The following is a 25,478-nucleotide window of genomic DNA, read 5'->3' as shown; positions in this document are numbered from 1 at the left end:
GCTGCCTCTAGGCTAGAAACCTCGATCGCGATCCCTGGTCTGCATAACGAAACTGCAATCTTTGCGATCGCAGACTCGTCATCTAGGATTACTTGTTGTATCGAACGGAGAGAGAGGGATTCGAACCCTCGGAGCCGCGTACACGACTCGGCACATTAGCAATGTGCTGCTTTCGACCACTCAGCCATCTCTCCAAGCGGTTTCGTTATCGTAGCAGAACTTCCCCGCGGCGTTAAGACCTGACAGTGACTTGATTGGATGACCAATCCGCGGCGACGGCAAAGCGTGGCAGCCGATCTTTAAAGCCGCAGAGAATTTCCCAGCTAATCGTATTGGCGCGATCGGCCCAATCGTCAGCGGTAATCTGTTCTGACCCCGATCGCCCCAACAGGGTGACAACATCTCCCGGTGCCAATTGGGGCATGGCAGAGATGTCGATCATCATCTGGTCCATTGTGATCGCCCCAATCTGTGGCAGCCGCTGACCGCGGTAGAGCACCTCCATCTGATTAGACAGGGCACGCGGCACACCATCGGCATAACCGATCCCAACAACGGCGATCGGCGTTTCCCGTTGAGTCACGTAGCGATGGCCGTAGCTAACGCCTTGGCCTGCAGGCAGGGTCGTGACGTGAGTCACCCGTGCTTTGACCGATAAAGCTGGATATAAAGACAGACGATCGCCAAGGTGCGGTGCGGGGTAAAGCCCATACAGCGCTAGCCCAACACGGACTTGGTCGTAGTGAAGGCTCGAATCCAATAGCGTCGCTGCTGAGTTAGCAATGTGAAGCTTAGGGACTGGCAATCCTTCTGCTTGGATTTGGGCGATCGCCTGTTCAAATGCTGCATGTTGTTGCTGGAGCGGCGCGCGATCTGGGCTGTCTGCCGTTGCGAAGTGCGAGTAGAGACTGGCAAGCTGGAGCGACGGCAAACCATGAACGAGCTGCAGGAACTCGACCGCAGTTTGCCAAGGTGCTCCGAGGCGGGACATGCCGGTATCAAGTTTGAGATGGACAGGGAGAGACTGTCCCAAGCGATCTAATGCTTCCGCACAGATTAATGCCTGCTTGGGGGTGCTGAGACTGGGCTGGATCTGCCAATGAGCGATCGCTTGCACTTCGTCGGGGCTATGGATCGATCCCAGCAGCAGAATCGGTGCAGTGATCCCCGCCTCCCGCAACCGTACTCCTTCCGGGATCGTGGCAACTCCCAAGGCAGTGGCTCCAGCACCTAAAACCGTACTGGCGATCGCAACAGCGCCGTGACCATAGGCATCCGCTTTGACGACTGCCATCAATTCACAACTGGGTGCGAGGAACTGGCGGATCTGACGCGTGTTGGCCGCGATCGCCCCCTGATCAACTTCGACCCAAGCCCGCTGATAGGAAAGTTGCTCTAACCGTCGCGCTGGCCAACGCGGAGTTGGTTGGGGATCAATCGGTTTCACAGTCACTCAACACCACCTCTACCCTGCATCCTAATCGCCTCCAAACGCTGCGGAGACCCTCGGGAGCCGAAGCCTTTCTGAAGGTTGTGTTACCATCTGGGCAAACTTTTGAAAAGCCCATTCAAGCCCTATGGGCAAGGTTTTAGTGCTCAACGCTTCCTACGAGCCACTCAACATCACGAGCTGGCGGCGAGCAGTGATCTTGCTTTTGAAAGATAAGGCTGAAAGTTTAGAGCACAACGGTCGAATGATCCTGCCTGATCTACCACTTCCGACGGTGATTCGACTACGTCAATACGTCCGTATTCCCTACAACGAGATCCCACTAACCCGTCGAAATGTTTTGCATCGAGACGGTCATTCCTGTCAGTATTGCGGCTATCACGGTGAGAATCTGACCCTCGACCACATCTTGCCACGATCGCGGGGGGGAGCCGATACCTGGGAGAACGTGATTACGGCCTGCATGCGCTGCAACGTTCACAAGGGCAACCGTACGCCTAAAGAGGCAGGGATGCCCCTGATGAGCACACCGCGCCAACCCGTCAGCAGCCTCTACTTTGAGATTTCACGCTATCTCAACCAAGGCAGCCACCAAGAATGGCGCAAGTACGTGATCGGGGCTTAAAACGAGACTCAGACTAGACCTTCGCTGCTTCTTGATCTTGAGCCATCTGGGCGAGTTGCTCTGTTTGATCCTTACTAATACAAGCTTGGATCACCTCTTCAATCTCGCCTTCTAAGACTGGATTCAAACTAAAGTTCAGCCCCAATCGATGGTCGGTCGCTCGATTATCTTTGTAGTTATAGGTGCGAATTTTCTCCGATCGCGACCCTGTCCCCACCTGCGATCGCCGCATTGAACTGACCGCTTCCTGCTGTTCTTGCAGCTTCATCTCATAGAGTTTTGCGCGCAAAATCTGCATCGCGCGTTCGCGGTTTTGTAGCTGCGATCGCTCTTCCGTACAGAAAATCCGAATTCCCGTCGGTTTGTGGAACAGGTCAACCGCTGTCTCCACTTTGTTAACGTTCTGACCACCGGCACCGCCCGATCGCGCTGTCGTCAGTTCAATATCCTTGGGATCGATCGAGACTTCTACCTCATCGACCTCTGGCATGATGGCCACAGTCGCAGTTGACGTGTGAACGCGGCCACCCGCTTCAGTTGCCGGGACTCGCTGAACCCGGTGCACACCCGCTTCAAACTTCAGCTTGCTGTAGACAGATTCCCCTTGAATTTCGAGGATCGCTTCCTTATAGCCGCCCAGTTCACCTGTGGATTCACTGAGCAACTTGACGCGCCACCCCTGAGATTCGGCGTAGCGGCTATACATCCGTAGTAGATCCCCAGCCCACAGGCTGGCCTCATCACCGCCGGTTCCGGCGCGTATCTCCAGCATGATGTTTTTATCATCGTTGGGATCACGGGGTAGAAGCAGAATCTTGAGGCGTTCTTCCAAACTCACCAGCAGCGCTTCTAGCTCGTTGACTTCCAGTGCTGCCATTTCACGCAATTCAGGATCGCCACTGCTTTCCCGCAGAATTTCTCGCGCCCCCTTCAGCTCAGCATCCCGCTGTTTCCACTCCTCGTAGGTCGTTACCAGCTCTTCCATCGACGATCGCATCCGGGCAACCCGCTGGAACTCGCGAGGATCAGTAGCAATTTCCGGATCGGCCAGCCGACGGGTCAAATCCTGAAAGGTCTGCTCTACCGATTGCAGCTTTTCAATGAGGTAAGGCTCAGCCATGGCAGCCACACAGAAACAAAGACGAACAAGGGCCGCGATCGCACAGCCACACTAAAACAAAGGAAGCCCCAAATTGGGGCTTCCCAGCACACGGACAGAATTTAAGCTTCGCTCTTGGCTTGGTCGCCTTCGAGCATGCCGTATTTGCGCAAGAAGCGTTCGACCCGACCTTCGGTGTCGATGATCTTTTGCGTGCCGGTGTAGAAGGGGTGGTTGCCCGACCAGACATCCACATGGAGTTCTGGTTGGGTCGAGCCCACGGTCATCACTTCTTCACCGTTGCAGTAGACCTTGGCTTCGGGATACCACTGCGGATGAATATCAGCTTTTGGCATGGGGTAGACCTCACAAACAAGGATAAAAAATTAGCGTTTGGAGAACTGAGGCGCTTTCCGAGCTTTCTTGAGACCGTATTTCTTCCGCTCTTTGCGGCGGGGGTCACGGCTCAGGAAGCCTTCAACTTTCAAGGGCTTACGGTTCTCGGGGGCCAGCTCACACAATGCCCGCGCCACACCCAAGCGAATCGCATCGGCTTGGCCGGTCAGGCCACCGCCGTGGACATTGGCAAGAATGTCGTAGTCGCCTTCCAAGCCTAGGGTCTCCAAGGGCAGGCGAGTTGCGTTCAGGTAAGCCGGGTTGTAGTTGAGGTAATTGTCTCCCTCGCGGCCATTGATGACCAACTTGCCGCTACCGGGCACCAAGCGAACCCGAGCAACTGCCGTTTTGCGACGGCCGGTGCCCCAGTAAACAACGCGTCCAGAAGAGTCCGTCATTAGTTGTCATCTCCAGCAAAAGTTTGGATGCTCAAGACTTCAGGCTGTTGTGCCTGATGGGGGTGTTCTGCACCGCGATAGACCTTGAGTTTGGTAAAGAGTTGGCGACCGAGAGCATTTTTCGGCAGCATCCCTTTAACAGCTTGCTCGATGATGCGCTCCGGCAAGCGTTGCTGAAGGTGAGCAAAGGTTTCGACCTTCATGCCGCCCGGGCGACCCGAGTGACGACGGTAGAGCTTTTGGGACGCCTTACGACCAGTGACCGTGACCTTATCAGCGTTGATCACGATGACAAAATCCCCCGTATCCATGTGAGGGGTGTAGGTCGGTTTGTGCTTGCCGCGCAAAACACGGGCAATTTCCGTAGCTAGACGACCGAGACGCTGATCGGCCGCATCCACCACGTACCAGTTGCGCTCAATCGCGCCTTGGCTTGGGAGGTAGGTTTTGTTCATGGGAGAAAACTCGGATTAACCAAGGGAAACCGCGCACGGACTCAGGGATTCTGAATCGTTGCGGGATGAGGGGAGCACGAACAGCGGCTGGGTATCAAACCATGCGTCTACCGGAAACGGGGAGTCCGGATAGCCAATGCGCAACAGGCAGAGTCCTTGGGGAGGAGCAGCATGCCTTACGCGATCGCGGCGCTGATTGACCCAGATGTCCGTGAATGACTCTAGGGAGCGACTGCCTTCACCGACTTGTACGAGCAAGCCTACGAGAAGACGAATCATGCCGTAGAGGAAGCCACTGGCCTGAACTTCGATCTCAATCAGCGAGTCCCGACGTCGGACCCAAGCGTCTTGAACATGAACCCAAGCATGCTGTCGTTTGGAACCCGATCGCTGAAAAGCAGCGAGGTGGTGATATCCCACAAGGGTTTGGAGGGCAGCCTGCATTTGGTTCTCACAGAGTGGCGCTTGGTAGTAGTGCCACACGTAGGAGTTCAAGAACAGGTTCGGACAGGGATCGGTGTAGATCGTGTATCGGTAGCGGCGGTAGCTAGCGCTGAAGCGCGCATGCCAGTTAGCAGGGACGATTGCAGCGGCGCGGATGTTGAGGTCTGGCGTGAGACGACCATTCAGAACCGAGGGCCAACGATGGGCTGGAATCGGACTAGTCGTTTCGAAATGTGCCACCTGGGCGGCAGCATGAACGCCGGTATCAGTACGTCCGGCGGACTGTACTGAGACGGGATGACCCACAACAGCTGCGATCGCAGACTCGAGTTCACCCTGCACAGAACGCTGGCGCGGTTGACGCTGCCAGCCGCAGAAGCCTTGACCCAAGTACTGAATGACCAGCGCAATACGCTGAATCACAGGGGCTTGAGCGGGTTCTTCTGCGATCGCCATCACTAAGTCAACTCAATGATGGCCATTTCTGCATTGTCGCCACGGCGGCGGACAGTCCGCAAGATGCGGGTGTAGCCACCTTGACGTTTTGCGTAGCGCTCGGGAGCCTGCTCAAACAGCAAGTGAACCAGCTGTTTGTCGTAGATGTAACCCAAGGCCTGACGCCGAGCGGCTAGGCTGCCATCTTTGGCGAGGGTCACCATCCGCTCCACTTCAGAACGCACGGCTTTGGCACGAGCTTTGGTGGTCGTAACCGTACCATTCCGAATAATTTCGGTGGTCAGAGAGCGCAACAGAGCCTTGCGCTGGTCAGCTGGGCGACCCAGCTGTGGAACATTACAACGATGACGCATGGGAGAAACCGTGTTCGCAAAACAAACGGACAGACTCAGGAAACTTTCGATTCCTGGAGCTTAATGCCGATGCGCTCGAGAGCTTCGACCACCTCTTCAGCCGATTTCTGGCCGAAGTTTTTGATCTCCAGTAGATCTTCGTAGGTGTAGCTCAGCAAGTCAGCAACGGAGTTCACTTGCGCCCGCTTCAGGCAGTTGTAAGCCCGAACCGAAAGCTGCAGATCTTCGATCGGCGTTTGGCTTTCGGGCGTGGGCTCAGGATCGGCGGTGTGGGTACTGCCAACACTGACGTTTTTCAACGGCTCGAACAGCGCGACGAGACAAGAGGCGGCTTGGCTCAGTGCTTCCTGGGGCGAGAGACTGCCATTGGTCCAAACCTCGAGTACGAGGCGGTCGATGGCCGTGGATTCCCCGACGCGCGCATCTTCAACGCTGTAGTTCACCCGACGCACCGGCATGAATACAGCATCAAGTTGCAGAAAGTCTAGGGCAGTCGTTTCGTCATGGCTGCGGTCGATGGCGCGGTAGCCCGTGCCCCACTCAACTTTCAACTCCATCTCGAGGGTGGCACCCTCAGAGAGCGAAGCGATGTAGTGATTGGGATTGATGACTTCAACTTCAGGGCCAAAGTCAACATCAGCAGCCGTGACAGTTGCCGGACCCACCACCCGCAGCCGACCAATCTGGGGCTGAGGACTGTGGGCATGCACCACCAACTCACGGACGTTGAGCAAGATGTCGAGGACATCCTCCCGCACGCCGGGGATGGTTGCGAATTCGTGGTTGACACCACCGATCCGGACAGCTGTGACGGCTGTTCCTTCTAGGTTGGAGAGCAACACACGCCGGAGCGCATTGCCAACCGTTGTACCTTGCCCACGAGCGAGAGGCTCGATGGAAAAGCGGCCATATTGCCCTTGGTCGGCTTCAGTGCGGCTCTCGACGCATTCGACTTGAAATGTCACAGGGGTTCCTCGGGGATCTCGAAATGCAGACGGAGCGATCGCGGTCTAAACGCGACGACGTTTGGGCGGGCGGCAGCCGTTGTGAGGAATCGGCGTGACGTCACGAATCAGGGTGATTTCTAGGCCAGCGCTTTGCAACGCCCGGATGGCGGTTTCACGACCCGAGCCTGGGCCACTGACCATCACTTCGAGCTGGCGCATGCCTTGGTCGATCGCCCGACGGGCAGCAGCCTCAGCCGCAGTTTGTGCTGCAAAGGGAGTCCCCTTTTTGGCGCCTTTGAAGCCGCTAGAACCAGCGGAAGCCCAAGAGATGACTTCACCGGCGGGGTCAGCGATCGAAACGATCGTGTTATTGAAGGTGGATTGGATGTGGGCAACACCGCTAGGAACGTTGCGCTTCTGTTTGCGGGGCCCCGATTTTTTAGTGGGTCGAGCCATAGTAAACCTCGTCTGAGCAAGACAAAATGCTGATGAACCCAAGGCTCAACAGCAGAGCGATTAAAGACCTTAACGGGTCGCTTTCTTCTTACCAGCGACGGTCTTACGAGCACCTCGGCGGGTCCGAGCATTGGTCCGAGTCCGCTGACCCCGCACTGGCAAGCCAGCCCGATGGCGACGACCGCGAACAGTGCCAATATCCATGAGGCGCTTGATGCTCATGGCTTCCAAACGGCGCAGATCGCCTTCGACCTGGTAATCGTTCTCGACCACTTGGCGCAGAGCCGCAACTTCAGAATCGTTGAGATCCTTGATGCGGGTATCAGGGCTAACGCCGGTTTTGGCGAGAATTTCTTTGGCCCGGGTAGGACCAATTCCATAGATGTAGGTAAGGCCGATCTCAGCCCGCTTGTCGCGGGGCAGATCCACGCCAGCAATCCGTGCCACGCTCTCTACTCCCTATCTTTGGCTACTCGTGAGGTAAAACAATGCAAAATTCGATGATGCTGACAGGCGCGAATCGCCTGAGGATAGTCTGGTCTGAAGCTCCGACAGCAGAAGCCAACAGCAGGGCACTCGCGAACGGGGAGCGAGCGATCGCCTAGCCTTGGCGTTGCTTATGCTTGGGGTTAGCACAGATGACCATCACACGACCGCGACGTTTGATGACGCGGCATTTTTCGCAGATTTTGCGAACAGAAGCTCTTACTTTCATGCCAGTATTCGGCAAGACTCCAAAGTTTTGATACTACCACAGTTCGACAAGGCTGGGTAGGGAGGTGGTTCGTTTAGGCAGCAACCTGCAAGGCACTGACTAAACGGTCTGTGACTGCGGCCACTTCTGAGTTGCCATCGATCGCTAACAGTTGCTGGCGATCGCGGAAGAAGTCAATCAGCGGAGCAGTTTGCTCGCGGTAGACCTCTAGCCGACGCCGAATCACTGATTCGGTATCGTCTGCTCGGCCGCGAGCCAGCATACGCTCGATGATTACCGGATCGGGAACATCGAGATTGACGGCGCGATCAACCTGTTGATTGATCTCGGTCAGCAACAGGTTAAGGGCTTCCGCCTGACTGCGGTTACGGGGAAACCCATCCAAGATCCAGCCGTTAGCCGTATCAGGTTGCTGAAGGCGATCGCGGACGAGGCCAAGCACTAGTGAATCTGGGACTAGCTCACCACGATCCATATAGCCTTTAGCTTCGATGCCTAGGGGTGTTTGAGCAGTCACAGCTGCCCGCAGAAGCTCACCCGTCGAGATGTGGGCCAATTGCAGCTGTTCCGCGACAACAACTGCTTGTGTCCCTTTACCTGCCCCAGGCGGCCCCAGAAAAATCAGTCGCGCCACTAGTCTTTCACCATTCCTTCATAGCGCTGCGAGATCACGTAGGTTTGCACCTGCTTGGCGGTATCGATCGCGACACCCACCAGGATCAGCAGCGAGGTTGCCCCAAAGCCTTGGAAAGTCCGAATCCGAGTCGCACCTTCAACAGCCGTGGGGATGATGGCCACCAAACCCAGGAACACTGCCCCCAGGATTGTCAGACGGTTGAGCACTCCCTGTACGTATTGGCTGGTTGCTCGACCAGGACGCACTCCAGGAATACTCGACCCCATTTTTTTGAGGTTCTGAGCCAAGTCGACGGGGTTGAGGATCAAGGAGGAGTAGAAATAGCTAAACGCCACAATCAACACAAGGTAGAAAAGGGCGTAAATCCAAGGGGTCGGACCATTGGGGCTGAGGTAGTTAGCAATCCGCAGCACAACTTCGTTACTGGTGAAGTTAGCCAAGGAGAAGGGCAGCACCAAAATCGCCGAGGCAAAGATGATCGGCATCACACCACCTTGGTTGAGGCGCAGCGGCAGATAGCTACTGCGCTCGCTGTAGACGCGATTCCCAACTTGCCGACGAGCCGAGACGACCGGAATCCGCCGCGTCCCCTCTTGGACGAAGACGATGCCAACAATCGTGGCCAAGAAGACGATCAGCAGGATGACAATCCCACCCACAGTGCTGCGATCACCGCTCTGGGCGAGCTCTAAGGTCTGCTGCAGCGATCGCGGCAAGGTCGCAACAATGTTGAGAAAGATCAGCAGTGATGCCCCATTGCCAATGCCACGCTCAGTGATCAACTCACTGATCCACATCACAAACATGGAGCCGGCCACCAAGGCCAAAGCCGTCTGAATGGTGAACAGGGGTCCGGGTGTGACGGCGTAGCGGGTCACCCATACGGCGATAACAATACTCTGGAGCAAGGCCCAGCCGAGGGAGACGTAGCGGGTTAACTGCGCGATCTTGCGGCGGCCTGCCTCACCTTCATTTTTTTGCAGGTCTTCGAGAGCCGGCACAGCGGCAGTTAGCAACTGCAAAATGATCGAGGCATTAATGTAGGGCAAAATCCCAAGGGCAAAAACGCCCAAAGCGGACAGACCACCCCCCGAAAAAATATCGAGAAAGCCAATCACGCCGCCGAGATTTGCATTGCCCTGCAGATCGTTGCTAAAGGCAACTCGATCAATGCCGGGAACCGGAATAAAAATGCCCAGTCGACACAGGATTAACAGGCCGACCGTGATCAGAATGCGCCCCCTCAGTCCCGAGGCTTGGGCCATCTGTAAAAAAGTTTCTTGGGCGTTTGGGGTCTTCCCGCGACTGACGACCATAGCAATACTCCAAAGGGGACATCTAGGCCCCGAGCTAAAGCCAGCTTAAACAACGGAAGAGGGGCAGGTGTCTGCCCCCATTCAGCATTGGCTTTTGGCAACGGAACCTGCGATCGCTGATCTAGACCAGCGCGATGCTACCGCCTGCTGCTTCAATTTTCTGTTGTGCCGTCGCCGTAAATGCAGCAGCCGACACCGACAGACTCACCGACAGTTCACCGTCGCCTAGGATTTTGAGAGGACCGTCATTCTGAGTGACAATTCCTACAGCCATCAAGCTCTCAAGTGTCACTTCAGTTCCAGCCGCCAAACCGGCCAGAGCACCCACATTGACCACCGTATAGAACTTGCGGTTGATTAGCGGGAAGTGCTTCAGCTTGGGAACGCGGCGGTAGAGGGGCATTTGCCCCCCCTCAAAGCCCGGTCGAGTCGGACGACCCGATCGCGACTTTTGACCGCGCATACCGAAACCGCAGCTTGCGCCTTGGCCAGCGGCAATGCCCCGACCCACTCGGCGCTTACGCTTTTTCGCTCCCGGTTGCGGAGCGAGATTATCGAGTTTCATGAACCATCACCTTGAAACCAAGAGCAAAGAAAACGACCTAGTACAGTTGCTCGACCGGAATGTCGCGGGACTGAGCAACCTCTTGGAAGGTCCGCAGGCTGGAGAGGGCTTCCAGAGCAGCACGCGCATTGTTGAGCGGGCTCTTGGAACCCAAGCGCTTCGCCAACACGTTTTTGACGCCAGCGAGCTCTAGAACAGTCCGGACTGCACCACCGGCAATTACACCGGTACCAGGAGCAGCAGGACGGATCAGAACTTGAGCTGCGCCACCTTCACCTGTGCTGGGGTGAGGGATAGATTGATCGCGGGTCAACGGCACATTGACGAGATGCTTTTTGCCATCGGCCACACCTTTGCGCACCGCACCAATCACATCGCTGGCTTTGCCAACGCCAACACCGACTTGGCCACGTTCGTTACCGACGATCACGATCGCTCGGAAGCTGAGCTTTTTACCGCCCTTAACCACTTTGGTGACGCGACGGATTTGAACCACCCGCTCTTGCCACTCACTTTCCTTCTCGGTGCGACGATTGTTGCGCCGACGGGAAGACTGCTTCTTGTCTTTCTCTTCAGCCATCACCTAGAACTCCAGTCCAGCTTCGCGAGCCGCTTCGGCCAAAGCCTTGACGCGACCATGGTAAAGGTTGCCGCCGCGATCGAACACGACAGTCGTAACGCCCTTGGCTTGAGCCCGTTCGGCAATTAATTTGCCTACGGCTGCCGAAGCTTGCTGGTTGCCACCAGACGTCAATGATTGGCGCAGATCGGGATCGAGACTGGATGCTGCTGCCAGGGTGTGGCCTGCAGCATCGTCGATCACTTGCGCGTAAATGTGGTTGTTGGAGCGAAATACCGAGAGACGCGGACGAGCCGGCGTGCCGACAATCGTGCGGCGAACACGGCGGTGTCTGCGACGGGTGGATTCGCGACGACTTACTTTCATCACTTCTTACCTGTCTTGCCAGCCTTACGGAGGACGACCTCGCCTGCATAGCGAATCCCTTTGCCCTTGTAGGGTTCGGGGGGCCGTACGGCGCGGATACGGGCAGCCGTGTTACCCACGACTTCCTTGCTGATGCCGCTAACAACCACGTTGGTGTTGTTCTCGACCACAAACTGAATACCTTCCGGCGGTTCAATTTGCACGGGGTTGCTGTAGCCAACGTTCAGGATCAAAGTGGTGCCTTGAACCTGGGCCCGATAGCCAACGCCGATGATTTCCAAGCGCTTTTGGAAGCCTGAATCAACGCCCTCAACCAAGTTGGCAACCAGCGTCCGGCTAAGACCATGACGTTGGCGGGCAAGGCGCGATTCGTCAGCGCGCGACACGATAATGTTGCCGTCTTCTTGGGTCACGACAACGCCGCTAGGCAGCTCACGACTGAGTTCACCTTTTGGGCCTTTTACGGACACCAAACGGCCGTCGATCGCGACACTGACCTTTGCGGGGATAGGGATGGGACGTTTACCAATACGAGACACTGGACGACTCCTGTGGGGACTCCGACAACCGGCCGACTACCAGACGTAGCAGAGCACTTCGCCACCCACTCCCTGACGGCGCGCATCTCGGTCCGTCATGATGCCTTGGGAAGTGGAGATAATCGCGATGCCAATACCGCCCAAAACGCGCGGTAGGTCACGACGGTTGGAATAGACTCGCAAGCCAGGCTTGCTGACCCGCTTGAGGGCTTTGATGATGGGCTGCTGATTTTTACCCTTGTATTTCAGGCTCAGCACAAGGTGACGTTGGACGCCTTCGCCGCTTTCTTCAAAGTCGGCAATGAAGCCTTCGCGCTTGAGCACTTCAGCAATGCTGCGAGCAAGCCGGGATGCGGGCACCACGGTGGTCGCGTGGCGCGCTTCACTGGCATTCCGGATGCGCGTCAGCATATCTGCAATCGGATCGTTGACCGCCATAATTTCCTCTTCGCTTGGAAGTGCCTCTTAGTTCTCCCGGAAAGGCATGCCCAGCTCACGCAGCAGCGCACGGCCTTCTTCGTCGCTGTTGGCACTGGTGACAATGGTGATGTCCATGCCACGGATCTGGTCGATGCTGTCGTAAGTGATCTCGGGAAAGATCAGCTGCTCACGCAGACCAAGGGTGTAGTTCCCACGCCCATCAAAGCTGCGGGGGCTGATGCCACGAAAGTCACGAATTCGCGGCAAGGACAGGTTGATCAGCCGTTCGAGGAACGCGTCACGGCGATCGCCCCGCAGGGTCACCATCAGGCCGACGGGCATGCCAGCACGAATCTTGAAGCCTGCGATCGCTTTTTTCGCCCGGGTCACGACTGGCTTTTGACCAGCGATCTTGGCAATTTCAGCGAGGGAGGACTCTAACGCCTTGGCATTCTGAGCTCCTTCGCCCAGGCCTCGGTTAATCGTCACTTTGACAACTTTGGGAACTTGATGAATGTTCGTGTAGCCGAACTCCTTCATCAATTTCGGAACGATGATGTCTCGGTACTTGGTTTTGAGGGACATAGAAAACTCTCATTTCCCTGGGCTGGGTCAGGGACTGGGGAATCAGTCGATGATTTCGCCGGTCTTTTTGAGCTTGCGCACTTTCCGACCGTCTTCCGTAAAGGTGTAGGCAACTCGGCTCGCCACTTTTTGGGTAGTGGAATAGAGCTGCACATTGGAGCTATGAATCGAGGCTTCCTCAACCACGATTTGTCCAGACTCCCCTTCTTGGCGAGGCTTGACGTGTTTGGTGCGAAGGTTGACACCTTTGACCAACACACGGCTGGTTTTCGGGAAAACCTGCAGCACTTCGCCCACGGTGCCTTTGTCTTTGCCGGCAATCACCTGAACGGTGTCACCTTTTTTGACGTGAACGCTGTGGCGAACTGGCTTCTGAGCAGCCATTAGATCACCTCCGGAGCAAGCGAAACAATTTTGGTGAAGTTGCGATCGCGCAACTCCCGAGCCACAGGTCCAAAGACCCGCGTACCGCGAGGGTTGCCATCAGCGTTGATGATCACTGCTGCGTTGTCATCGAAACGGATGACATTGCCGCTATCGCGACGCAAGCTTTTTTTGGTCCGCACAACCACGGCCCGCACCACGTCCGATTTTTTAACCGGCATGTTGGGCAGCGCATCCTTAACGACGGCAATGATCACATCGCCGACGCCAGCATAGCGGCGGTTGCTGCCCAGAACGCGGATGCACATTAGCTTCCGAGCGCCACTGTTATCGGCAACGTTGAGATAGGTTTCCTGCTGAATCATGGATGGCTTCCTCAGGCACCGACGCTTTCGAGAATCTCAGCCACAGTCCAGCGCTTGGTGCGGCTCAGCGGACGGGTTTCCTGAATGCGGACGCGATCGCCAGTTTTGGCGCGATTGTCCTCATCATGCGCCTTGTAGCGCTTCGTCCGAACAACGATCTTTCCGTACTTGGGGTGGGCAGTACGGTCTTCGATCGCGACGACGACGGTTTTATCCATCTTGTCGCTAACGACGACGCCCACGCGTTCTTTGACTGCCATAGCAACCTGAACTCTCGCTTAGATGATTCCGACCCTATTGGCGCTCACGTTCAACGGTGAGCAGCTGAGCCAGACGATGTTTGGTGTGTTTGAAAAGATGGGGCTTTTCAAGCTGCCGGGTGGCCCGTTGAAAACGGAGATCAAACAGTTCCCGTTTGGCTTCGGCAATCTTTTCAGCAAGGTCGGCGTCACTGAGATTCCGCACGTCCTCAATCTTCGGCAGAGCCATCTCTACGCCTCCTGAGCTTCGCTATCGCGAGTGATGAACTTGGTTTTGATCGGCAGTTTGTGCGAAGCCAGACGCATTGCTTCACGAGCCGTCTCTTCAGCGACCTCGCCCCCGATTTCAAAGAGGACGCGGCCCGGTTTAACCACTGCAACCCAGAATTCCGGGTTCCCTTTACCAGAACCCATCCGGGTTTCTGCAGGGCGCATCGTGATCGGCTTATCGGGGAAAATCCGAATCCAGATTTTGCCGCCCCGACGGGTGTAGCGGGTCATGGCACGACGGCTAGCCTCAATTTGGCGAGCCGTGATCCAGGAGCATTCCAGCGCCTGCAGACCGAAGTTACCGAAGGCGAGAGTATTCCCGCGCGTCGCTTTGCCGGTCATGCGGCCACGTTGCTGCTTCCGGAATTTGGTACGACGTGGACTGAGCATGGTGGCTCTTAACCTTCGTTAGAGCGATCTTCAAACTGCTGGCGACGGCGCTGTTGATTGCGACGACGCGGCTGACCGACATTACTGGGGGCTGCGTCTTCTTGGCCAGGGATAATTTCACCCCGGAAGACCCAAACCTTAATCCCCAAGATCCCGTAGGTCGTGGTGGCCGTGGTGTAGGCGTAGTCGATGTCAGCTCGCAGCGTATGCAGCGGCACTCGACCTTCACGCGTCCACTCGGTCCGAGCAATTTCTGCTCCATTCAAGCGGCCAGCCACTTGAATCTTGATGCCTTGAACGCCAGCGCGCTGAGCCCGTTGAATGGCTTGACGCACACAGCGGCGGAAAGCAACCCGACGCTCGAGCTGTTGAGCGATGTACTCACCAAGCAAGGCTGCATCGGCATCAACCCGCTCAACTTCGATGACGTTGATGCGAATTTGGCGACTGGAGTCTTTCAGCAGTGCTTGCAGACCCTCACGCAGGGTGTCAATCCCAGCGCCACCACGACCAACGACCACGCCAGGACGAGCCGTACGAATTTCCAGCTCAACTTGATCGGCTTTCCGTTCAACCCGAATGTCGGCAATGCCAGCATTGCTCAGGTTTTTGCGAACGTAGTCGCGGATTTTTTTATCTTCTTGCAGCAGTTGCGGATAACGATTGGGGTCGGCGAACCAACGGGAGCGGTGCTCTTGGGTGACGCCGAGGCGGAATCCGACTGGATTAATTTTCTGTCCCACAGGTATTCCCTCTCTGTTCGCGTCCTAGACTTGCGGGGCCACAGCGATCGTGATGTGACAGGTCTGCTTGCGGATTTGGTAAGCACGACCTTGTGCCCGAGGCCGGAAACGCTTCAGGGACGGGCCCATGTCAGCGTAGGCCTGACTGATCACCAACTGGGTGGGATCAAGACCCTGATTGTGCTCTGCGTTGGCAACCGCCGATCGCAGAACCTTCAGGATCGGTTCGCAGGACTTGTAAGGCATGAACTCCAGCAAGATCAGCGCCTCGCGGTACGAACGTCCGCGCAGCTGATCGAGCACCCGACGCACCTTACTGGGTGACATACGGATATAGCGGGCGATCGCCTTGACTTCGTTTGCAGTATCTACAGCCATGGATCTATCTCAGAAATCTCAACGACCGGCTTTCTTATCCTTGGTATGACCGCGGAAGGTGCGGGTCGGGGCGAATTCACCCAGCTTGTGACCCACCATCTGCTCGGTCACGTAGACCGGCACATGTTGACGACCGTTGTGCACCGCAATGGTGTGACCGATCATCTGCGGAAGAATGGTTGAGGCGCGCGACCAAGTCTTGATGACTTGCTTGTCGCCTTTGGCATTCAGTTTTTCGACTTTGCGCAGCAGATGGTCTGCGACAAAAGGACCTTTTTTGAGTGAGCGAGCCATAATTCAACTCCGTCCGTGAATAGCAGAAGCCTTACGCGTCGCGACCACCGCGACCCCGTTTGGAAGACTTGCGGCGACGACGCTGAATCAAGCAATCGCTCTGCTTGTTCTTCTTCCGTGTTTTCCGACCCAGAGCTGGCTTGCCCCAAGGGGTGACCGGGCCACTGCGACCGATCGGCGCCCGACCTTCACCACCACCGTGGGGGTGATCCACCGGGTTCATGACGCTACCGCGCACTTCCGGACGGCGACCGAGCCAGCGTTTGCGGCCCGCTTTACCCAAGCTGGTGTTGCGGACTTCGGCGTTGCCAACCGCACCGATCGTGGCGTAGCACTCTTTGCGAACCAAGCGCACCTCGGTCGAGGGCAACTTGAGTGCTACATAGTTGCCTTCTTTCGCAACGACTTGAGCCGAAGCACCCGCCGCACGAACAATTTGTCCGCCCTTGCCAGCCACAAGTTCAACGTTGTGAACCGTGGTACCCAGGGGGATGTTTTGCAAGGGCATGGCGTTGCCGACTTCGATCGGCGTTTCATCGCCAGCAATAATCGGCGTGCCAACGTGAACCCCTGCAGGGGTCAAGATGTAGCGCTTTTCGCCATCTTCGTAATAGACCAGCGAAATACGAGCATTCCGGTTCGGATCGTACTCAATCGAGACGATTTTGCCGGGAACGTTTCGCTTGTCCCGCTTGAAGTCAATGATGCGATAGAGACGTTTATGACCGCCGCCTCGGTGACGGCAGGTGATCACACCGCGGTTATTGCGGCCTTTACGCCGATGCTTGGAAACCAGCAGCGACTTTTCAGGCTCGTTACGCGTAATTTCAGCGTAGTCAGAGACGACGCGTTCGCGGGTTCCCGGTGTGTAGGGCCGAAAGGCTCGGATTCCCATAATCTTGGTGATTTCCTACTTGCGACGACTCAAACTTCGGGGAAGAGCGTGATGCTGTCGCCATCAGCCAAGCGGGCAACAGCTCGCTTGACCTGGGCACGGTGACCGGCAAAACGGCCAACACGACGAGCTTTCCGCGGTGGTAACTGCGTACTTAAACCCACCACTTTGACTTGGAAGAGGGCTTCGATCGCAGCCTTGATTTCAGGCTTGCTCGCGCGGGGATCGACTTCAAAGGTGTACTGGTTGTTTTCCAGTAGGCGCGTTGCCTTCTCGGTGATGATCGGGCGACGGATGATATCCGCGAGTGCACGAATATTAGCTTCAGCCACCGTAGACCTCCTGAATCTTCTCCAGCGCTGCACTGGTGCTGACAATGCGATCTGCATTCAGCAGATCAAAAATGTTGAGGTTCGTAGCCGTGATCAATTTGACATTCGGCAAGTTGCGAACCGACAGCTCAACGTTTTGGTCGCGATCGGCCGTGATCAACAGAACCTTGACACCGGGCTCAACGCCCCAACGAGTCAAGGCTTCAGCGACATCTCTGGTCTTGGGGCGGCTGATTTGGTCGGCAAACTCTTGCACAACCACCAGATCCGCACTCCGACTGATCAGGGCAGTCCGCAGCGCCAAACGACGCTCTTTGCGGTTCATCTTGACGCTGTAATCGCGGGGTTTGGGCCCAAAGATGACACCGCCGCCCCGCCAGAGGGGAGACCGAATCGAACCGGCACGGGCGCGACCCGTTCCTTTTTGTTTCCAAGGCTTGCGACCACCGCCCCGAACTTCCGAACGAGTTTTGCTGGCGTGGGTCCCTTGGCGTGCATTGGCCAACTGACGAATCAAGGCGCGGTGCACGATCGCCGCAGCACTTTCTTCCTTCGCGACCCGCAGCTCAACTGTGATGTTGCCTGCGGTTTGGCCTTGCCAATCCTGAATGACGTAATCAACCATGCTTCTGCACCAAACGAGTCAGTTCTGCAATCGCCCACATCTTCTTAGGCCTGCTGCCCGACCACAGTGGCGGGCGTGATGTTGAGCAGAGCGCCTGGTTTACCCGGAACCGAACCTTTGACTAGAAGCAGATTACGGTCTGCATCGACTCGAACAACGGTCAAGCCGCGAATCGTCGTTTTGTCGTTGCCAGAGCGACCGGCCATCCGCTTACCGGGATAGACGCGACCCGGCGTCGTCCCTGCACCCGTCGAACCGGGGAGACGATGGTTTTTCGAACCGTGGCTCATAGGGCCACGGGCAAAACCGTGACGCTTTTGATAACCGGTGAAACCACGACCAATGGTGTGACCTTGCACATCCACCTTTTGACCCGCTTCAAAGCGATCGGCGGTCAGGGCTTGACCCAGCTCCAAACCATCGGTGCTGGGAACGCGGTACTCCAAGAGGTGACGAAGGGGCGGTGCACCTGCTTTGGAGAGGTGACCTAGCTCGGGCTTGGACAGTTGCTTTTCACGCACTTCCAAGAAACCGATTTGGATGGCGTTGTAACCATCCGTCGCCACGGTTTTGATCTGAGTGATTGGGCAAGGCCCAGCCTGAATGACAGTTACGGGAACTGCCTTGCCAGATTCATCGAAAATCTGGGTCATGCCGAGCTTGGTGCCGAGTATACCGATAGACACGGTCAATGAGACTCCTGCATCAACGCTACGAGGTTCTCAGACTGCAAAGCAGCCCGAGCGGGTGAAACAGGTTATGTTTCATCCCCAAGCAATTATTCGTGTCGACGTGGGAGGCGATCGCTGGTGAAACCTGCTATCTGACTGGCAAGGACTTGAAGCAAAACTTCAGTATCCTGAACTGCAAGACTAATCTTGCAAATTGCCAGAGCGTTTTCCGGTCGGCAACGAAATTATCGCTGGTTTGCAGCGGCCTAGGCACGAGAGCGTTGGGTCGTGCTTACCGCAACAGAGCGACAAATATAAACAATACACCATTTTGCTGAATCGTGTCTACCGATACGGTAAGGAGATTTTTGATTGCTTCAAGCTGGAGTAGAGTGCCCACGATCGCAGATCGAAAAGGACTCACAGACGCAGCCTGTCGATGCCGGCTAGTACATACAGGGTTGGGAGGGATTGCTTTCAAGGCCCCAGCGATCTTTGCCAACAGAACCAGCTGACTTGAGCCCCAACTATTCGGTTCGGCAACTTGATCAATAGCGACGATAAAAATTGTTGTCCCGATTTTGGTCAGTTCTGAGATCCGCGCCAGCACCGCCTAGGCCAAAATAAGCAAGGTCACTGCGACTGTATCCAGCAATCACGCTACCCGAGGAAGGTCTGAATGGCATTGATCACCACTGGCAGCAAATTTTTGCGGGCCTTAGAACAAGAGGGTGCCCTAGCCGTCTATGCCCCGCTTGAGGGTGGCTACGAAGGTCGCTATCTACGACGGCTGCGCAGCAAAGGCTACAGTGCGCTGACCTACAGTGCCCGCGGGCTGGGCGATCCAGCTCAGTTTCTGATGGATATCCACGGGGTACGACCGCCCCACTTGGGTAAACAAACGATCGGCAATGAAGCAGCAGTGGGTCGCGTTGAATATGTTTTGCCGCTGGTGGGCTATCCGCTCCAAAACCTGCCTGCCAACGCCAAAGGGTTGGTGCTGTGGCTATTGGAAGGTCATGTACTCTCTCCCCAAGAGCTGAGCTACTTTGTGACGCTGCCTCAGGCTGAGCCACGGTTGAAAGTGGTGATTGAAATGGGGGGCGATCGCGGCTTTTCTTGGCAGCCCTTGGCGGCTGTCGCTGAGGCTGCTTAGAACTGATGCGGTTTGATCTGATCACCCTCTTCCCAGAGTTCTTCCATAGCCCCCTGCAATCGGGACTGATCGCCAAAGCGATCGCAAAAGGATTGGCGGAAGTGCACTGCACCAACCCGCGAGACTTCACCTGCGATCGCCATCACAAGGTAGACGATGAGCCTTACGGCGGTGGGGCGGGAATGGTGCTCAAGCCTGAACCTCTGGCAGCGGCGCTGGAGTCTTTGCCGGTTGTTACCCCTCGACAGGTGATCTACCTCAGCCCCCAGGGCGAGCCGATGACCCAAGCGCTGTTTCAAGATTTAGCCACGTCGGTGGAGCAGCTGGTGCTGGTCTGCGGTCACTACGAGGGCATCGACGAGCGAGTGATGACCTGGATTGATCGGGAGATTTCTCTGGGTGATTTTGTGCTGACCTGCGGCGAAATTCCGGCGCTAGCCCTGCTCAATGGCGTGTTGCGGTTGCGGCCCGGCACGATTGGGAAGGAAGAATCACACCGCTGCGATAGTTTTAGCGATGGCTTGCTGGATTATCCGCACTACACGCGGCCAGCAGAATTTCGGGGGCTGAAAGTTCCTGAAGTATTGCTGTCGGGTAATCATGGGGCGATCGCCGCTTGGCGACGGCAGCAGCAACTGGAACGAACTCGCGATCGGCGCCCCGACCTTTACCAAGCTTGGCAAGCCCAGCAGTCAGATCTCGACTCACATTAGCCAGTATTTAAGCTGCGACTTCTCCGGGGATAGCCGCAATCAGGCGGCGCGTGTAGTCTGATTGCGGCCGCTGGAAGAGTTGCTCCGTTGGGCTATCTTCTTCAAGCTGACCCTGATTCATCACCAAAATGCGATCGCTCATGTAGCGCACCACCGCGAGATCGTGGGAGATGAACAGGTAGGTCAACCCCAGCTCCGCCTGCAGTTGCTTGAGCAAGTTGAGAATTTGCGCCTGCACCGAGACATCTAGCGCTGAAACCGATTCATCACAAATTAGCAAGCGCGGCTGACCAATCAGGGCGCGGGCAATACAGATGCGCTGCCGCTGGCCACCGGAAAACTCGTGGGGGTAGCGATCGCCGATATCTGTCGGCAGATCGACCCGTTGCAACCATTGTTTAAGCAGGCGTTGATCAGCGGTGCGATCGCGGCGCGGTTGTTTGATCCGCAAGGGTTCTAGAATCGCGGATCCCACGGTCCAGCGTGGATCAAGGGCTGCCGCCGGATCTTGAAAGACCATTTGTACCGTCTGGCGAAGTCGCTGGCGATCGCGCGACGATCGCAGATCAAGCGGCTGTTGATCGAGCCAAATTTGCCCCTCACTCGCAGGAACTAACCCGACGAGACAGCGAGCCAAGCTACTTTTGCCACAGCCCGACTCGCCCACGAGTCCTAGGGTCAAACCGGCGGGCAGGGTAAAGGAAAGGTTTTGCACCGCCTGAAAAGCCGTACTACGACCACGATAGGTAATGCCAAGCTGCTCGACCTGCAACAGCGGCTGGGTGGCTGGCGATCGGGGTGGCAGCGATCGCGGTTCGGTTTGGCCTTCCAGAAAATCAGCAACGGTGGGGAGATAGCAACTGCGGGGATTGATCTGCGGTCGGCAAGCCACCAGCCCCTGAGTGTAAGGATGCTGAGGGGAATTCAGGACGTCGGCCACTCGACCTTGCTCAACGACCTGGCCGCGATAGAGCACCACGACGCGATCGGCGACTTCGGCAATCACCCCAAGGTCATGACTGACAAAAATCATCGCCATCTGCCGTTGCTGCTGCAGGCGGCGCAACAGTTGCAGCACTGAGGCTTGCACCGTGGCATCCAGAGCTGTCGTCGGTTCATCTGCCAGCAAGAGGTCGGGATTGGCCGCTAGGGCGATCGCAATCATCAAGCGTTGACGCTGCCCGCCAGATAGTTGGTGCGGATAGCGTCGCAGAATCTGGGCAGCCTGAGACGGCTCGCGAATCAGCTGAACTTCCTGAAGGAGCGCGATCACTCGCTGTTGGGCTTCCGCCTGACTCAAAGGCAAATGCTGTTGGATGGCCTCTAGCAGCTGAAAACCGGCGCTAAAAACTGGATTGAGAGAGCTAAGCGGCTCCTGAAAAATGAAGCCGAGGCGATCGCCCCGCAACTGTCGCAACTCGCGTTCTGGTAGCGTCAAGAGATCTCGACTGGATTGTCCCGCTACCGATCGAAAGGCAATCTGACCACTGCAGCGGGCCGTCTTGGGCAACAAGCCCGGAATGGCCAAGCAAGCAACCGATTTACCAGACCCCGATTCGCCAACAATTCCGACAGATTCCCCAGGCTGAACCACCAGATCCAATCCTTGCAGAGCGATCGCCTCTCCAAAGCAGATTTGCAATTGCCGAATTTCTAGGAGCGGATCAGCCATGCCCAAGCTCAAAGACCTGACGGGATGCTAGCACCCGGCTGGACGGGGACTGGGGCCGCGATCGCCAGGGTAATTGCGGTCTGATTCAGGTGAAAGACTCGCTTCGGTAACAGGAGAATCCCTGCCTGCGGTTGAATTGCTGCTAAAGCTGCCGCTTCGGCGACGCTAGCAGTTTGCATTTGCTCTGCAACTCTAGAACAGGGATGAGGCACCGCGATCGCTGCTAATTCCGCTGCCGAAAAGCCCCGCAGTTCCCAGTGAAATGGCTGAGCGATCGCCGTCAAAGAGGGCAACTTGTGCTCAAGGCTGGCTAATCCAGCGATTGCCGCCCGCGAAATCGATAGTTGTCCACAGGCTTGAGCGATCGCTGTCTGCAAGTCTGCGACTGTCGCTGCCTGCTGAAAACCAATGCCTATCCAGAGCGATCGCTCGGCGAAGATCATCGACCAGGTAAAATACAGAAACCAGAAATCAAATGAACGCGGCTAATTAACATTCACACTATCCAAATCATCAGCTCAGAATTGTCTCCAAAAAATTATTGACTCTTATTGATTGACAGAGATCTGAGTGACTGACAACTGCTAAACAAGAGGCTTCTCGCTTAATTCTTCAAGACTGTGGCCATTGGGCTCAATTCGAAAGAGAAATGTTACCAGCGCACCCAAGAGCGATGTGACAGCCAAACCACACAGCAGAGCAACTGTTCCAATTTGCTCACGCAGGATTGGGAAGAAGAAGGCTGTGGCAACCGCACCAATCTTGGCAAAAGAAGCAGCAAAGCCCGCTCCGACACCTCGTATTTCTGTAGGGAATACTTCCCCTGACAAAACGTAGGTCATTGCGTTCGGCCCCAAATTAGTCATGAAGTTGAAAAGAATAAATCCACCAAAAATGAAGAGAATCCTCAGCTCATGACTTTCTGGGATGCTCACTGCCGACAGAGAAGCAATGATGAGTCCAACCGAACAGCCAATAAAGCCAATGATCTGCAGGGGGATACGCCCAAATTTGTCAACCAACGGGATAGAAGCAGCAAAGCCCACAAGCAAGAATAGATCGATAAGGCCTGAACCTTCTGTGGCAATCATGTCTTGAAGGACAAAGTTAGGCTGAGCTTTTGTGAATAATGTTGCCAATATCGTAGGTGTAAAAATTCCAATTCCATAGGTTGCTAGATCCTGAAGAAACCAAGGAACAGCAGTAAGAACTGTCGCTCTTAGGTATCGAGGCGTCAATAATCTTCTGTAGCCGAGTCGGGGATTTTGCCGCTCCCCATCGGAATCATTCTGAGCGATCGCTACAGGCCGTTGCAGCAATGCTTTAGCCGCCCGATGAGCGAGTTCAAACTGTTTGCGAGAGACCAACCAGTGAGGACTTTCTGGTAGTTTAGTTCTCATCAGGAAGACAAGGATACTTGGAATCACAAGAGCTGCATACATCCAGTGCCAAGCACCTACTTCTGGATAAATTCGCAAAACCAGTAGGCCAATCAATACACCAGCCAGAGATCCCACAGATTGAAAGGCAAAGGCTCCCAATACCATCCGGCCACGAAATCGGCTGGGAATTGATTCAGACACAATAATATGGGCAATAGGATAATCGGCCCCTAGGGCCAAGCCACTACAAAACAGAAAGAAAATTAAAGCCGAGACATTCCAAGCTACAGCGGATAGGGCGATCGCAATTGTAAAAATTGCCATCTCAATGACGAAGACAAACTTTCGCCCATAGCGATCGGCCAAGTTGCCAAACAGGGAAGCTCCAATCAAGATTCCCAACAAAGATGCCGCCGCAACAGAGCCCTTGAGTGCAGAAGAGAGATTAAAGTCTCTTTCAATCAATGGAACAGCTACACCGGTAATAAAAATCACCATGCCTTCAAATAGCTTCCCCATCGCGGCCAAACTCCAGATTTGCCACTGCATGGAGCTCAGAGGACGGGGAGGCGTTTCATCAATATGGCTCTGAACACTTTTGGCAATGGAGGAACTCATAGCCGAGTGAGATGAAACAACCACTCACTATACTTTCGGATCCCTACCTGAGTTATCAGCTCCAAAACTTATTAAGGATTGATAGCAAGGAAGGATCGTCAACTGAGTTGGCGTACAAATAAGAAACAAAAATCAACCAATTTCTTGTGGCAATCAACCTAGGCCGAAAGTAAAAGCCCTAGATTTTCTCCAGAGCTTTGAGCAACGGTTTGTCGTGTTAGCAAGACTCCCTCAGCGGCTGCTTTGCCACTCGGGAGAGAGTTGCCGATAGGAAAATTGAGATGCGGCCGGATGGCAGCTGATGCAACTATTGATTTGTCCTGTACTCGGCACATTCACCTGGGGGTGAAGCGATCGGAACAGCACTGAATTGCGGAGACGGTAGGGGACTGTTTCACCGACCGCGAGCGATCGCGTGTAAGCCCGTAGGTAATTCCCGATCAGTCGCTGAGTCGGCACATCGATGGCAGGTAATATCGTGCCGTAATGCTGCGTGTCGTTCAGCAAAATTTGCCAGGTTTGGATTGGCAAGACTTCCGGCGGCAACGCCACATGGCAACTGCCACAGCTTTCTCGATAGGCTTGCTGTCCCAAGGCATAGCGCGGTTGGATTGGGTCAACTGTATCGACAGGGACATAGGTCGCGGCTTGCAAACGCTCTAGGCCACTGCCGAGCAGTAAGCAGACCGTACAAGCGATCGCAAACAACAACAGAGAAAAACGCCGAGGCATAGCGACAGCAATCATTGCAGTCCCAGTCTAGGGGCGATCGCGACCTCATCGCTGTCACCCGAGCCAGCTTGCCGATTGCCCCGAGCGATCGCCCTGAAACTCGACACGGACTCTATGCTGGGGAATAGTTAAGATTCCCTTTCTGTTCTGGGGCTGCCGGCAGTCCCTTCGAGGTCACGTCACTATGAGCAACAGCCGTGTTGTGTACCAAATCCATACTCCAGAGGAGTTTCGGGGTGGTCACAGTGCAGCCCGACGTTTGGACTTTGAGCAACTGCGCCGCCTGTTTGAACTGACGGCCTTTTGGGGCCGCGATCGCAGCATTGAACAACTCCAGATTGCGGTTCGCAATAGTGAGCCGGTCGTCAGCGCTCACATTGGCGATCGCCTGCTTGGATTTGCCCGCGCCACCTCCGATGGCATCTATCGCGCCACCATTTGGGATGTGATCGTCCATCCAGACTTTCAAGGGAGCGGCATCGGTCGCAAGCTGGTCGAGACGGTACTCAGCCACCCCCACGTCAGCCATGCGGAACGGGTCTATCTGATGACCACGCACCAGCAGCGCTTTTACGAAAAAGTCGGCTTTTCGGTCAACTCCACCACCACCATGGTTCTGTTCAACCAAGAGCTGCCTGTCTCCTGTCAGACCAGCGATCGCAGTGCTGAAGCCCTTGCCCTTGCAGAGGTTGTAGAACTGCCACAGACCCCTTAGCCAGCGGTCGTTCACCTAGGGCAGCTTGGGGGTATTGCTGGGAGGCCCTAGGCCGTGAAGCGTTCTCTCTCCTTGTCTCTG

At 55.7% G+C, this 25,478-nt stretch carries 40 protein-coding genes and 1 tRNA gene; 4 read left to right on the top strand and 37 right to left on the bottom strand.

The window, feature by feature from the left end; genetic code table 11:
* Window positions 1-105: 105 nt before the first annotated feature.
* Window positions 106-194, bottom strand: a tRNA-Ser gene (locus SYC_RS10085).
* 38 nt (window positions 195-232) lie between these two features.
* On the bottom strand, window positions 233-1,453 hold the full coding sequence (gene alr, locus SYC_RS10080; protein WP_011244206.1) for an alanine racemase: 1,221 nt from the start codon (window positions 1,451-1,453) through the stop codon (window positions 233-235).
* A gap of 124 nt (window positions 1,454-1,577) precedes the next feature.
* Here alr and SYC_RS10075 point away from each other — a divergent pair, with 124 nt between their 5' ends.
* A complete protein-coding gene (locus tag SYC_RS10075) occupies window positions 1,578-2,075 on the top strand; it encodes an HNH endonuclease (RefSeq protein ID WP_011244205.1) in 498 nt (165 codons plus the stop codon).
* A gap of 13 nt (window positions 2,076-2,088) precedes the next feature.
* On the opposite strand, the gene prfA is transcribed toward SYC_RS10075, so the two are convergent.
* The 31 genes from prfA to SYC_RS14160 form a co-directional block, all read right to left on the bottom strand.
* Window positions 2,089-3,195, bottom strand: coding sequence for a peptide chain release factor 1 (prfA, locus tag SYC_RS10070; RefSeq protein ID WP_011244204.1), 1,107 nt, complete (start codon window positions 3,193-3,195; stop codon window positions 2,089-2,091).
* A 101-nt stretch (window positions 3,196-3,296) separates the two neighbouring features.
* On the bottom strand, window positions 3,297-3,530 hold the full coding sequence (gene rpmE / locus SYC_RS10065; protein WP_011244203.1) for a 50S ribosomal protein L31: 234 nt from the start codon (window positions 3,528-3,530) through the stop codon (window positions 3,297-3,299).
* 30 nt (window positions 3,531-3,560) lie between these two features.
* A complete protein-coding gene (gene rpsI / locus SYC_RS10060) occupies window positions 3,561-3,968 on the bottom strand; it encodes a 30S ribosomal protein S9 (RefSeq protein ID WP_011244202.1) in 408 nt (135 codons plus the stop codon).
* Complete coding sequence (gene rplM, locus SYC_RS10055) at window positions 3,968-4,423, bottom strand: 50S ribosomal protein L13 (RefSeq protein ID WP_011244201.1); 456 nt, start codon at window positions 4,421-4,423, stop codon at window positions 3,968-3,970. The genes rpsI and rplM overlap by 1 nt, the downstream gene beginning before the upstream one ends.
* A 15-nt stretch (window positions 4,424-4,438) precedes the next feature.
* On the bottom strand, window positions 4,439-5,323 hold the full coding sequence (gene truA, locus SYC_RS10050; RefSeq protein ID WP_011244200.1) for a tRNA pseudouridine(38-40) synthase TruA: 885 nt from the start codon (window positions 5,321-5,323) through the stop codon (window positions 4,439-4,441).
* A 2-nt stretch (window positions 5,324-5,325) separates the two neighbouring features.
* On the bottom strand, window positions 5,326-5,676 hold the full coding sequence (gene rplQ, locus SYC_RS10045; RefSeq protein WP_011244199.1) for a 50S ribosomal protein L17: 351 nt from the start codon (window positions 5,674-5,676) through the stop codon (window positions 5,326-5,328).
* A 35-nt stretch (window positions 5,677-5,711) separates the two neighbouring features.
* Complete coding sequence (locus tag SYC_RS10040) at window positions 5,712-6,641, bottom strand: DNA-directed RNA polymerase subunit alpha (RefSeq protein ID WP_011244198.1); 930 nt, start codon at window positions 6,639-6,641, stop codon at window positions 5,712-5,714.
* Between the two features lie 45 nt (window positions 6,642-6,686).
* Window positions 6,687-7,079, bottom strand: coding sequence for a 30S ribosomal protein S11 (gene rpsK / locus SYC_RS10035; RefSeq protein WP_011244197.1), 393 nt, complete (start codon window positions 7,077-7,079; stop codon window positions 6,687-6,689).
* 69 nt (window positions 7,080-7,148) lie between these two features.
* Window positions 7,149-7,526: a 30S ribosomal protein S13 gene (gene rpsM, locus SYC_RS10030; RefSeq protein ID WP_011244196.1), complete on the bottom strand. Its 378-nt coding sequence runs from the start codon at window positions 7,524-7,526 to the stop codon at window positions 7,149-7,151.
* 154 nt (window positions 7,527-7,680) lie between these two features.
* A complete protein-coding gene (gene rpmJ / locus SYC_RS13635; protein ID WP_011244195.1) occupies window positions 7,681-7,794 on the bottom strand; it encodes a 50S ribosomal protein L36 in 114 nt (37 codons plus the stop codon).
* 73 nt (window positions 7,795-7,867) lie between these two features.
* Window positions 7,868-8,428, bottom strand: a complete 561-nt coding sequence (locus SYC_RS10025; RefSeq protein WP_011244194.1) for an adenylate kinase — start codon at window positions 8,426-8,428, stop codon at window positions 7,868-7,870.
* Entirely contained in the window at window positions 8,428-9,747 is a 1,320-nt protein-coding gene (gene secY, locus SYC_RS10020) for a preprotein translocase subunit SecY (RefSeq protein WP_011244193.1), read from the bottom strand. The genes SYC_RS10025 and secY overlap by 1 nt, the downstream gene beginning before the upstream one ends.
* A gap of 121 nt (window positions 9,748-9,868) precedes the next feature.
* Window positions 9,869-10,312 carry a 50S ribosomal protein L15 gene (gene rplO, locus SYC_RS10015; protein WP_011244192.1) on the bottom strand — a complete coding sequence of 148 codons (444 nt, stop codon included), beginning with the start codon at window positions 10,310-10,312 and terminating at the stop codon, window positions 9,869-9,871.
* Between the two features lie 37 nt (window positions 10,313-10,349).
* Window positions 10,350-10,892 carry a 30S ribosomal protein S5 gene (rpsE, locus tag SYC_RS10010; RefSeq protein WP_011244191.1) on the bottom strand — a complete coding sequence of 181 codons (543 nt, stop codon included), beginning with the start codon at window positions 10,890-10,892 and terminating at the stop codon, window positions 10,350-10,352.
* A 3-nt stretch (window positions 10,893-10,895) separates the two neighbouring features.
* A complete protein-coding gene (gene rplR, locus SYC_RS10005; RefSeq protein ID WP_011244190.1) occupies window positions 10,896-11,258 on the bottom strand; it encodes a 50S ribosomal protein L18 in 363 nt (120 codons plus the stop codon).
* A complete protein-coding gene (rplF, locus tag SYC_RS10000; RefSeq protein WP_011244189.1) occupies window positions 11,258-11,797 on the bottom strand; it encodes a 50S ribosomal protein L6 in 540 nt (179 codons plus the stop codon). The genes rplR and rplF overlap by 1 nt, the downstream gene beginning before the upstream one ends.
* A gap of 36 nt (window positions 11,798-11,833) precedes the next feature.
* On the bottom strand, window positions 11,834-12,235 hold the full coding sequence (gene rpsH, locus SYC_RS09995; RefSeq protein WP_011244188.1) for a 30S ribosomal protein S8: 402 nt from the start codon (window positions 12,233-12,235) through the stop codon (window positions 11,834-11,836).
* A gap of 27 nt (window positions 12,236-12,262) precedes the next feature.
* Window positions 12,263-12,802 (bottom strand): 50S ribosomal protein L5, encoded by a 540-nt coding sequence (gene rplE / locus SYC_RS09990; protein WP_011244187.1) that lies wholly within the window; start codon window positions 12,800-12,802, stop codon window positions 12,263-12,265.
* Between the two features lie 42 nt (window positions 12,803-12,844).
* A complete protein-coding gene (gene rplX, locus SYC_RS09985) occupies window positions 12,845-13,186 on the bottom strand; it encodes a 50S ribosomal protein L24 (RefSeq protein WP_011244186.1) in 342 nt (113 codons plus the stop codon).
* Entirely contained in the window at window positions 13,186-13,551 is a 366-nt protein-coding gene (gene rplN / locus SYC_RS09980) for a 50S ribosomal protein L14 (protein WP_011244185.1), read from the bottom strand. Before rplN ends, rplX begins: the two co-directional genes overlap by 1 nt.
* Window positions 13,552-13,562: 11 nt before the next feature.
* A complete protein-coding gene (gene rpsQ / locus SYC_RS09975; protein WP_011244184.1) occupies window positions 13,563-13,811 on the bottom strand; it encodes a 30S ribosomal protein S17 in 249 nt (82 codons plus the stop codon).
* Window positions 13,812-13,845: 34 nt separating this feature from the next.
* A complete protein-coding gene (gene rpmC / locus SYC_RS09970) occupies window positions 13,846-14,040 on the bottom strand; it encodes a 50S ribosomal protein L29 (protein WP_011244183.1) in 195 nt (64 codons plus the stop codon).
* A gap of 2 nt (window positions 14,041-14,042) precedes the next feature.
* Entirely contained in the window at window positions 14,043-14,471 is a 429-nt protein-coding gene (gene rplP, locus SYC_RS09965) for a 50S ribosomal protein L16 (protein WP_011244182.1), read from the bottom strand.
* An 8-nt stretch (window positions 14,472-14,479) separates the two neighbouring features.
* The gene (gene rpsC, locus SYC_RS09960) at window positions 14,480-15,214 is read right to left on the bottom strand and encodes a 30S ribosomal protein S3 (RefSeq protein ID WP_011244181.1); all 735 of its coding nucleotides are present in this window, start codon (window positions 15,212-15,214) and stop codon (window positions 14,480-14,482) included.
* A 24-nt stretch (window positions 15,215-15,238) separates the two neighbouring features.
* Window positions 15,239-15,592 carry a 50S ribosomal protein L22 gene (gene rplV / locus SYC_RS09955; protein ID WP_011244180.1) on the bottom strand — a complete coding sequence of 118 codons (354 nt, stop codon included), beginning with the start codon at window positions 15,590-15,592 and terminating at the stop codon, window positions 15,239-15,241.
* An 18-nt stretch (window positions 15,593-15,610) separates the two neighbouring features.
* The gene (gene rpsS, locus SYC_RS09950) at window positions 15,611-15,886 is read right to left on the bottom strand and encodes a 30S ribosomal protein S19 (protein WP_011244179.1); all 276 of its coding nucleotides are present in this window, start codon (window positions 15,884-15,886) and stop codon (window positions 15,611-15,613) included.
* Between the two features lie 31 nt (window positions 15,887-15,917).
* On the bottom strand, window positions 15,918-16,781 hold the full coding sequence (gene rplB / locus SYC_RS09945) for a 50S ribosomal protein L2 (RefSeq protein ID WP_011244178.1): 864 nt from the start codon (window positions 16,779-16,781) through the stop codon (window positions 15,918-15,920).
* A 29-nt stretch (window positions 16,782-16,810) separates the two neighbouring features.
* Window positions 16,811-17,113 (bottom strand): 50S ribosomal protein L23, encoded by a 303-nt coding sequence (locus SYC_RS09940; RefSeq protein WP_011244177.1) that lies wholly within the window; start codon window positions 17,111-17,113, stop codon window positions 16,811-16,813.
* Entirely contained in the window at window positions 17,106-17,738 is a 633-nt protein-coding gene (rplD, locus tag SYC_RS09935) for a 50S ribosomal protein L4 (protein WP_011244176.1), read from the bottom strand. Before rplD ends, SYC_RS09940 begins: the two co-directional genes overlap by 8 nt.
* 44 nt (window positions 17,739-17,782) lie before the next feature.
* Complete coding sequence (rplC, locus tag SYC_RS09930) at window positions 17,783-18,424, bottom strand: 50S ribosomal protein L3 (RefSeq protein WP_011244175.1); 642 nt, start codon at window positions 18,422-18,424, stop codon at window positions 17,783-17,785.
* A gap of 277 nt (window positions 18,425-18,701) precedes the next feature.
* Window positions 18,702-18,833, bottom strand: a complete 132-nt coding sequence (locus SYC_RS14160; RefSeq protein ID WP_272912062.1) for a hypothetical protein — start codon at window positions 18,831-18,833, stop codon at window positions 18,702-18,704.
* 255 nt (window positions 18,834-19,088) lie between these two features.
* Between SYC_RS14160 and ndhN the strand changes: the two genes are divergently transcribed.
* Both ndhN and trmD read left to right on the top strand, forming a co-directional pair.
* The gene (gene ndhN / locus SYC_RS09920) at window positions 19,089-19,565 is read left to right on the top strand and encodes an NAD(P)H-quinone oxidoreductase subunit N (RefSeq protein WP_011244174.1); all 477 of its coding nucleotides are present in this window, start codon (window positions 19,089-19,091) and stop codon (window positions 19,563-19,565) included.
* 5 nt (window positions 19,566-19,570) lie between these two features.
* Window positions 19,571-20,278: a tRNA (guanosine(37)-N1)-methyltransferase TrmD gene (gene trmD / locus SYC_RS09915; protein WP_011244173.1), complete on the top strand. Its 708-nt coding sequence runs from the start codon at window positions 19,571-19,573 to the stop codon at window positions 20,276-20,278.
* Window positions 20,279-20,285: 7 nt separating this feature from the next.
* Here the strand turns inward: trmD and SYC_RS09910 are convergent, their stop codons facing one another.
* From SYC_RS09910 to SYC_RS09895, 4 genes are all read right to left on the bottom strand, one after another.
* Window positions 20,286-21,950 carry a dipeptide ABC transporter ATP-binding protein gene (locus tag SYC_RS09910; RefSeq protein WP_011244172.1) on the bottom strand — a complete coding sequence of 555 codons (1,665 nt, stop codon included), beginning with the start codon at window positions 21,948-21,950 and terminating at the stop codon, window positions 20,286-20,288.
* Between the two features lie 8 nt (window positions 21,951-21,958).
* Window positions 21,959-22,393 (bottom strand): cobalamin biosynthesis protein, encoded by a 435-nt coding sequence (locus SYC_RS09905; protein WP_011244171.1) that lies wholly within the window; start codon window positions 22,391-22,393, stop codon window positions 21,959-21,961.
* Between the two features lie 141 nt (window positions 22,394-22,534).
* Complete coding sequence (locus SYC_RS09900) at window positions 22,535-23,950, bottom strand: MFS transporter (RefSeq protein ID WP_041677022.1); 1,416 nt, start codon at window positions 23,948-23,950, stop codon at window positions 22,535-22,537.
* Between the two features lie 231 nt (window positions 23,951-24,181).
* Window positions 24,182-24,697, bottom strand: coding sequence for a diheme cytochrome c (locus tag SYC_RS09895; RefSeq protein ID WP_011244169.1), 516 nt, complete (start codon window positions 24,695-24,697; stop codon window positions 24,182-24,184).
* A gap of 169 nt (window positions 24,698-24,866) precedes the next feature.
* On the opposite strand from SYC_RS09895, the gene SYC_RS09890 reads away from it, so the two are divergent.
* Window positions 24,867-25,397 carry a GNAT family N-acetyltransferase gene (locus tag SYC_RS09890; RefSeq protein WP_011244168.1) on the top strand — a complete coding sequence of 177 codons (531 nt, stop codon included), beginning with the start codon at window positions 24,867-24,869 and terminating at the stop codon, window positions 25,395-25,397.
* Window positions 25,398-25,478 lie beyond the last annotated feature (81 nt).

Source organism: Synechococcus elongatus PCC 6301 (genome assembly GCF_000010065.1).
Lineage (GTDB): Bacteria > Cyanobacteriota > Cyanobacteriia > Synechococcales > Synechococcaceae > Synechococcus > Synechococcus elongatus.
Note: the sequence above shows the minus strand (reverse complement) of the source record. Positions and strands in the feature narration are given on the sequence as shown.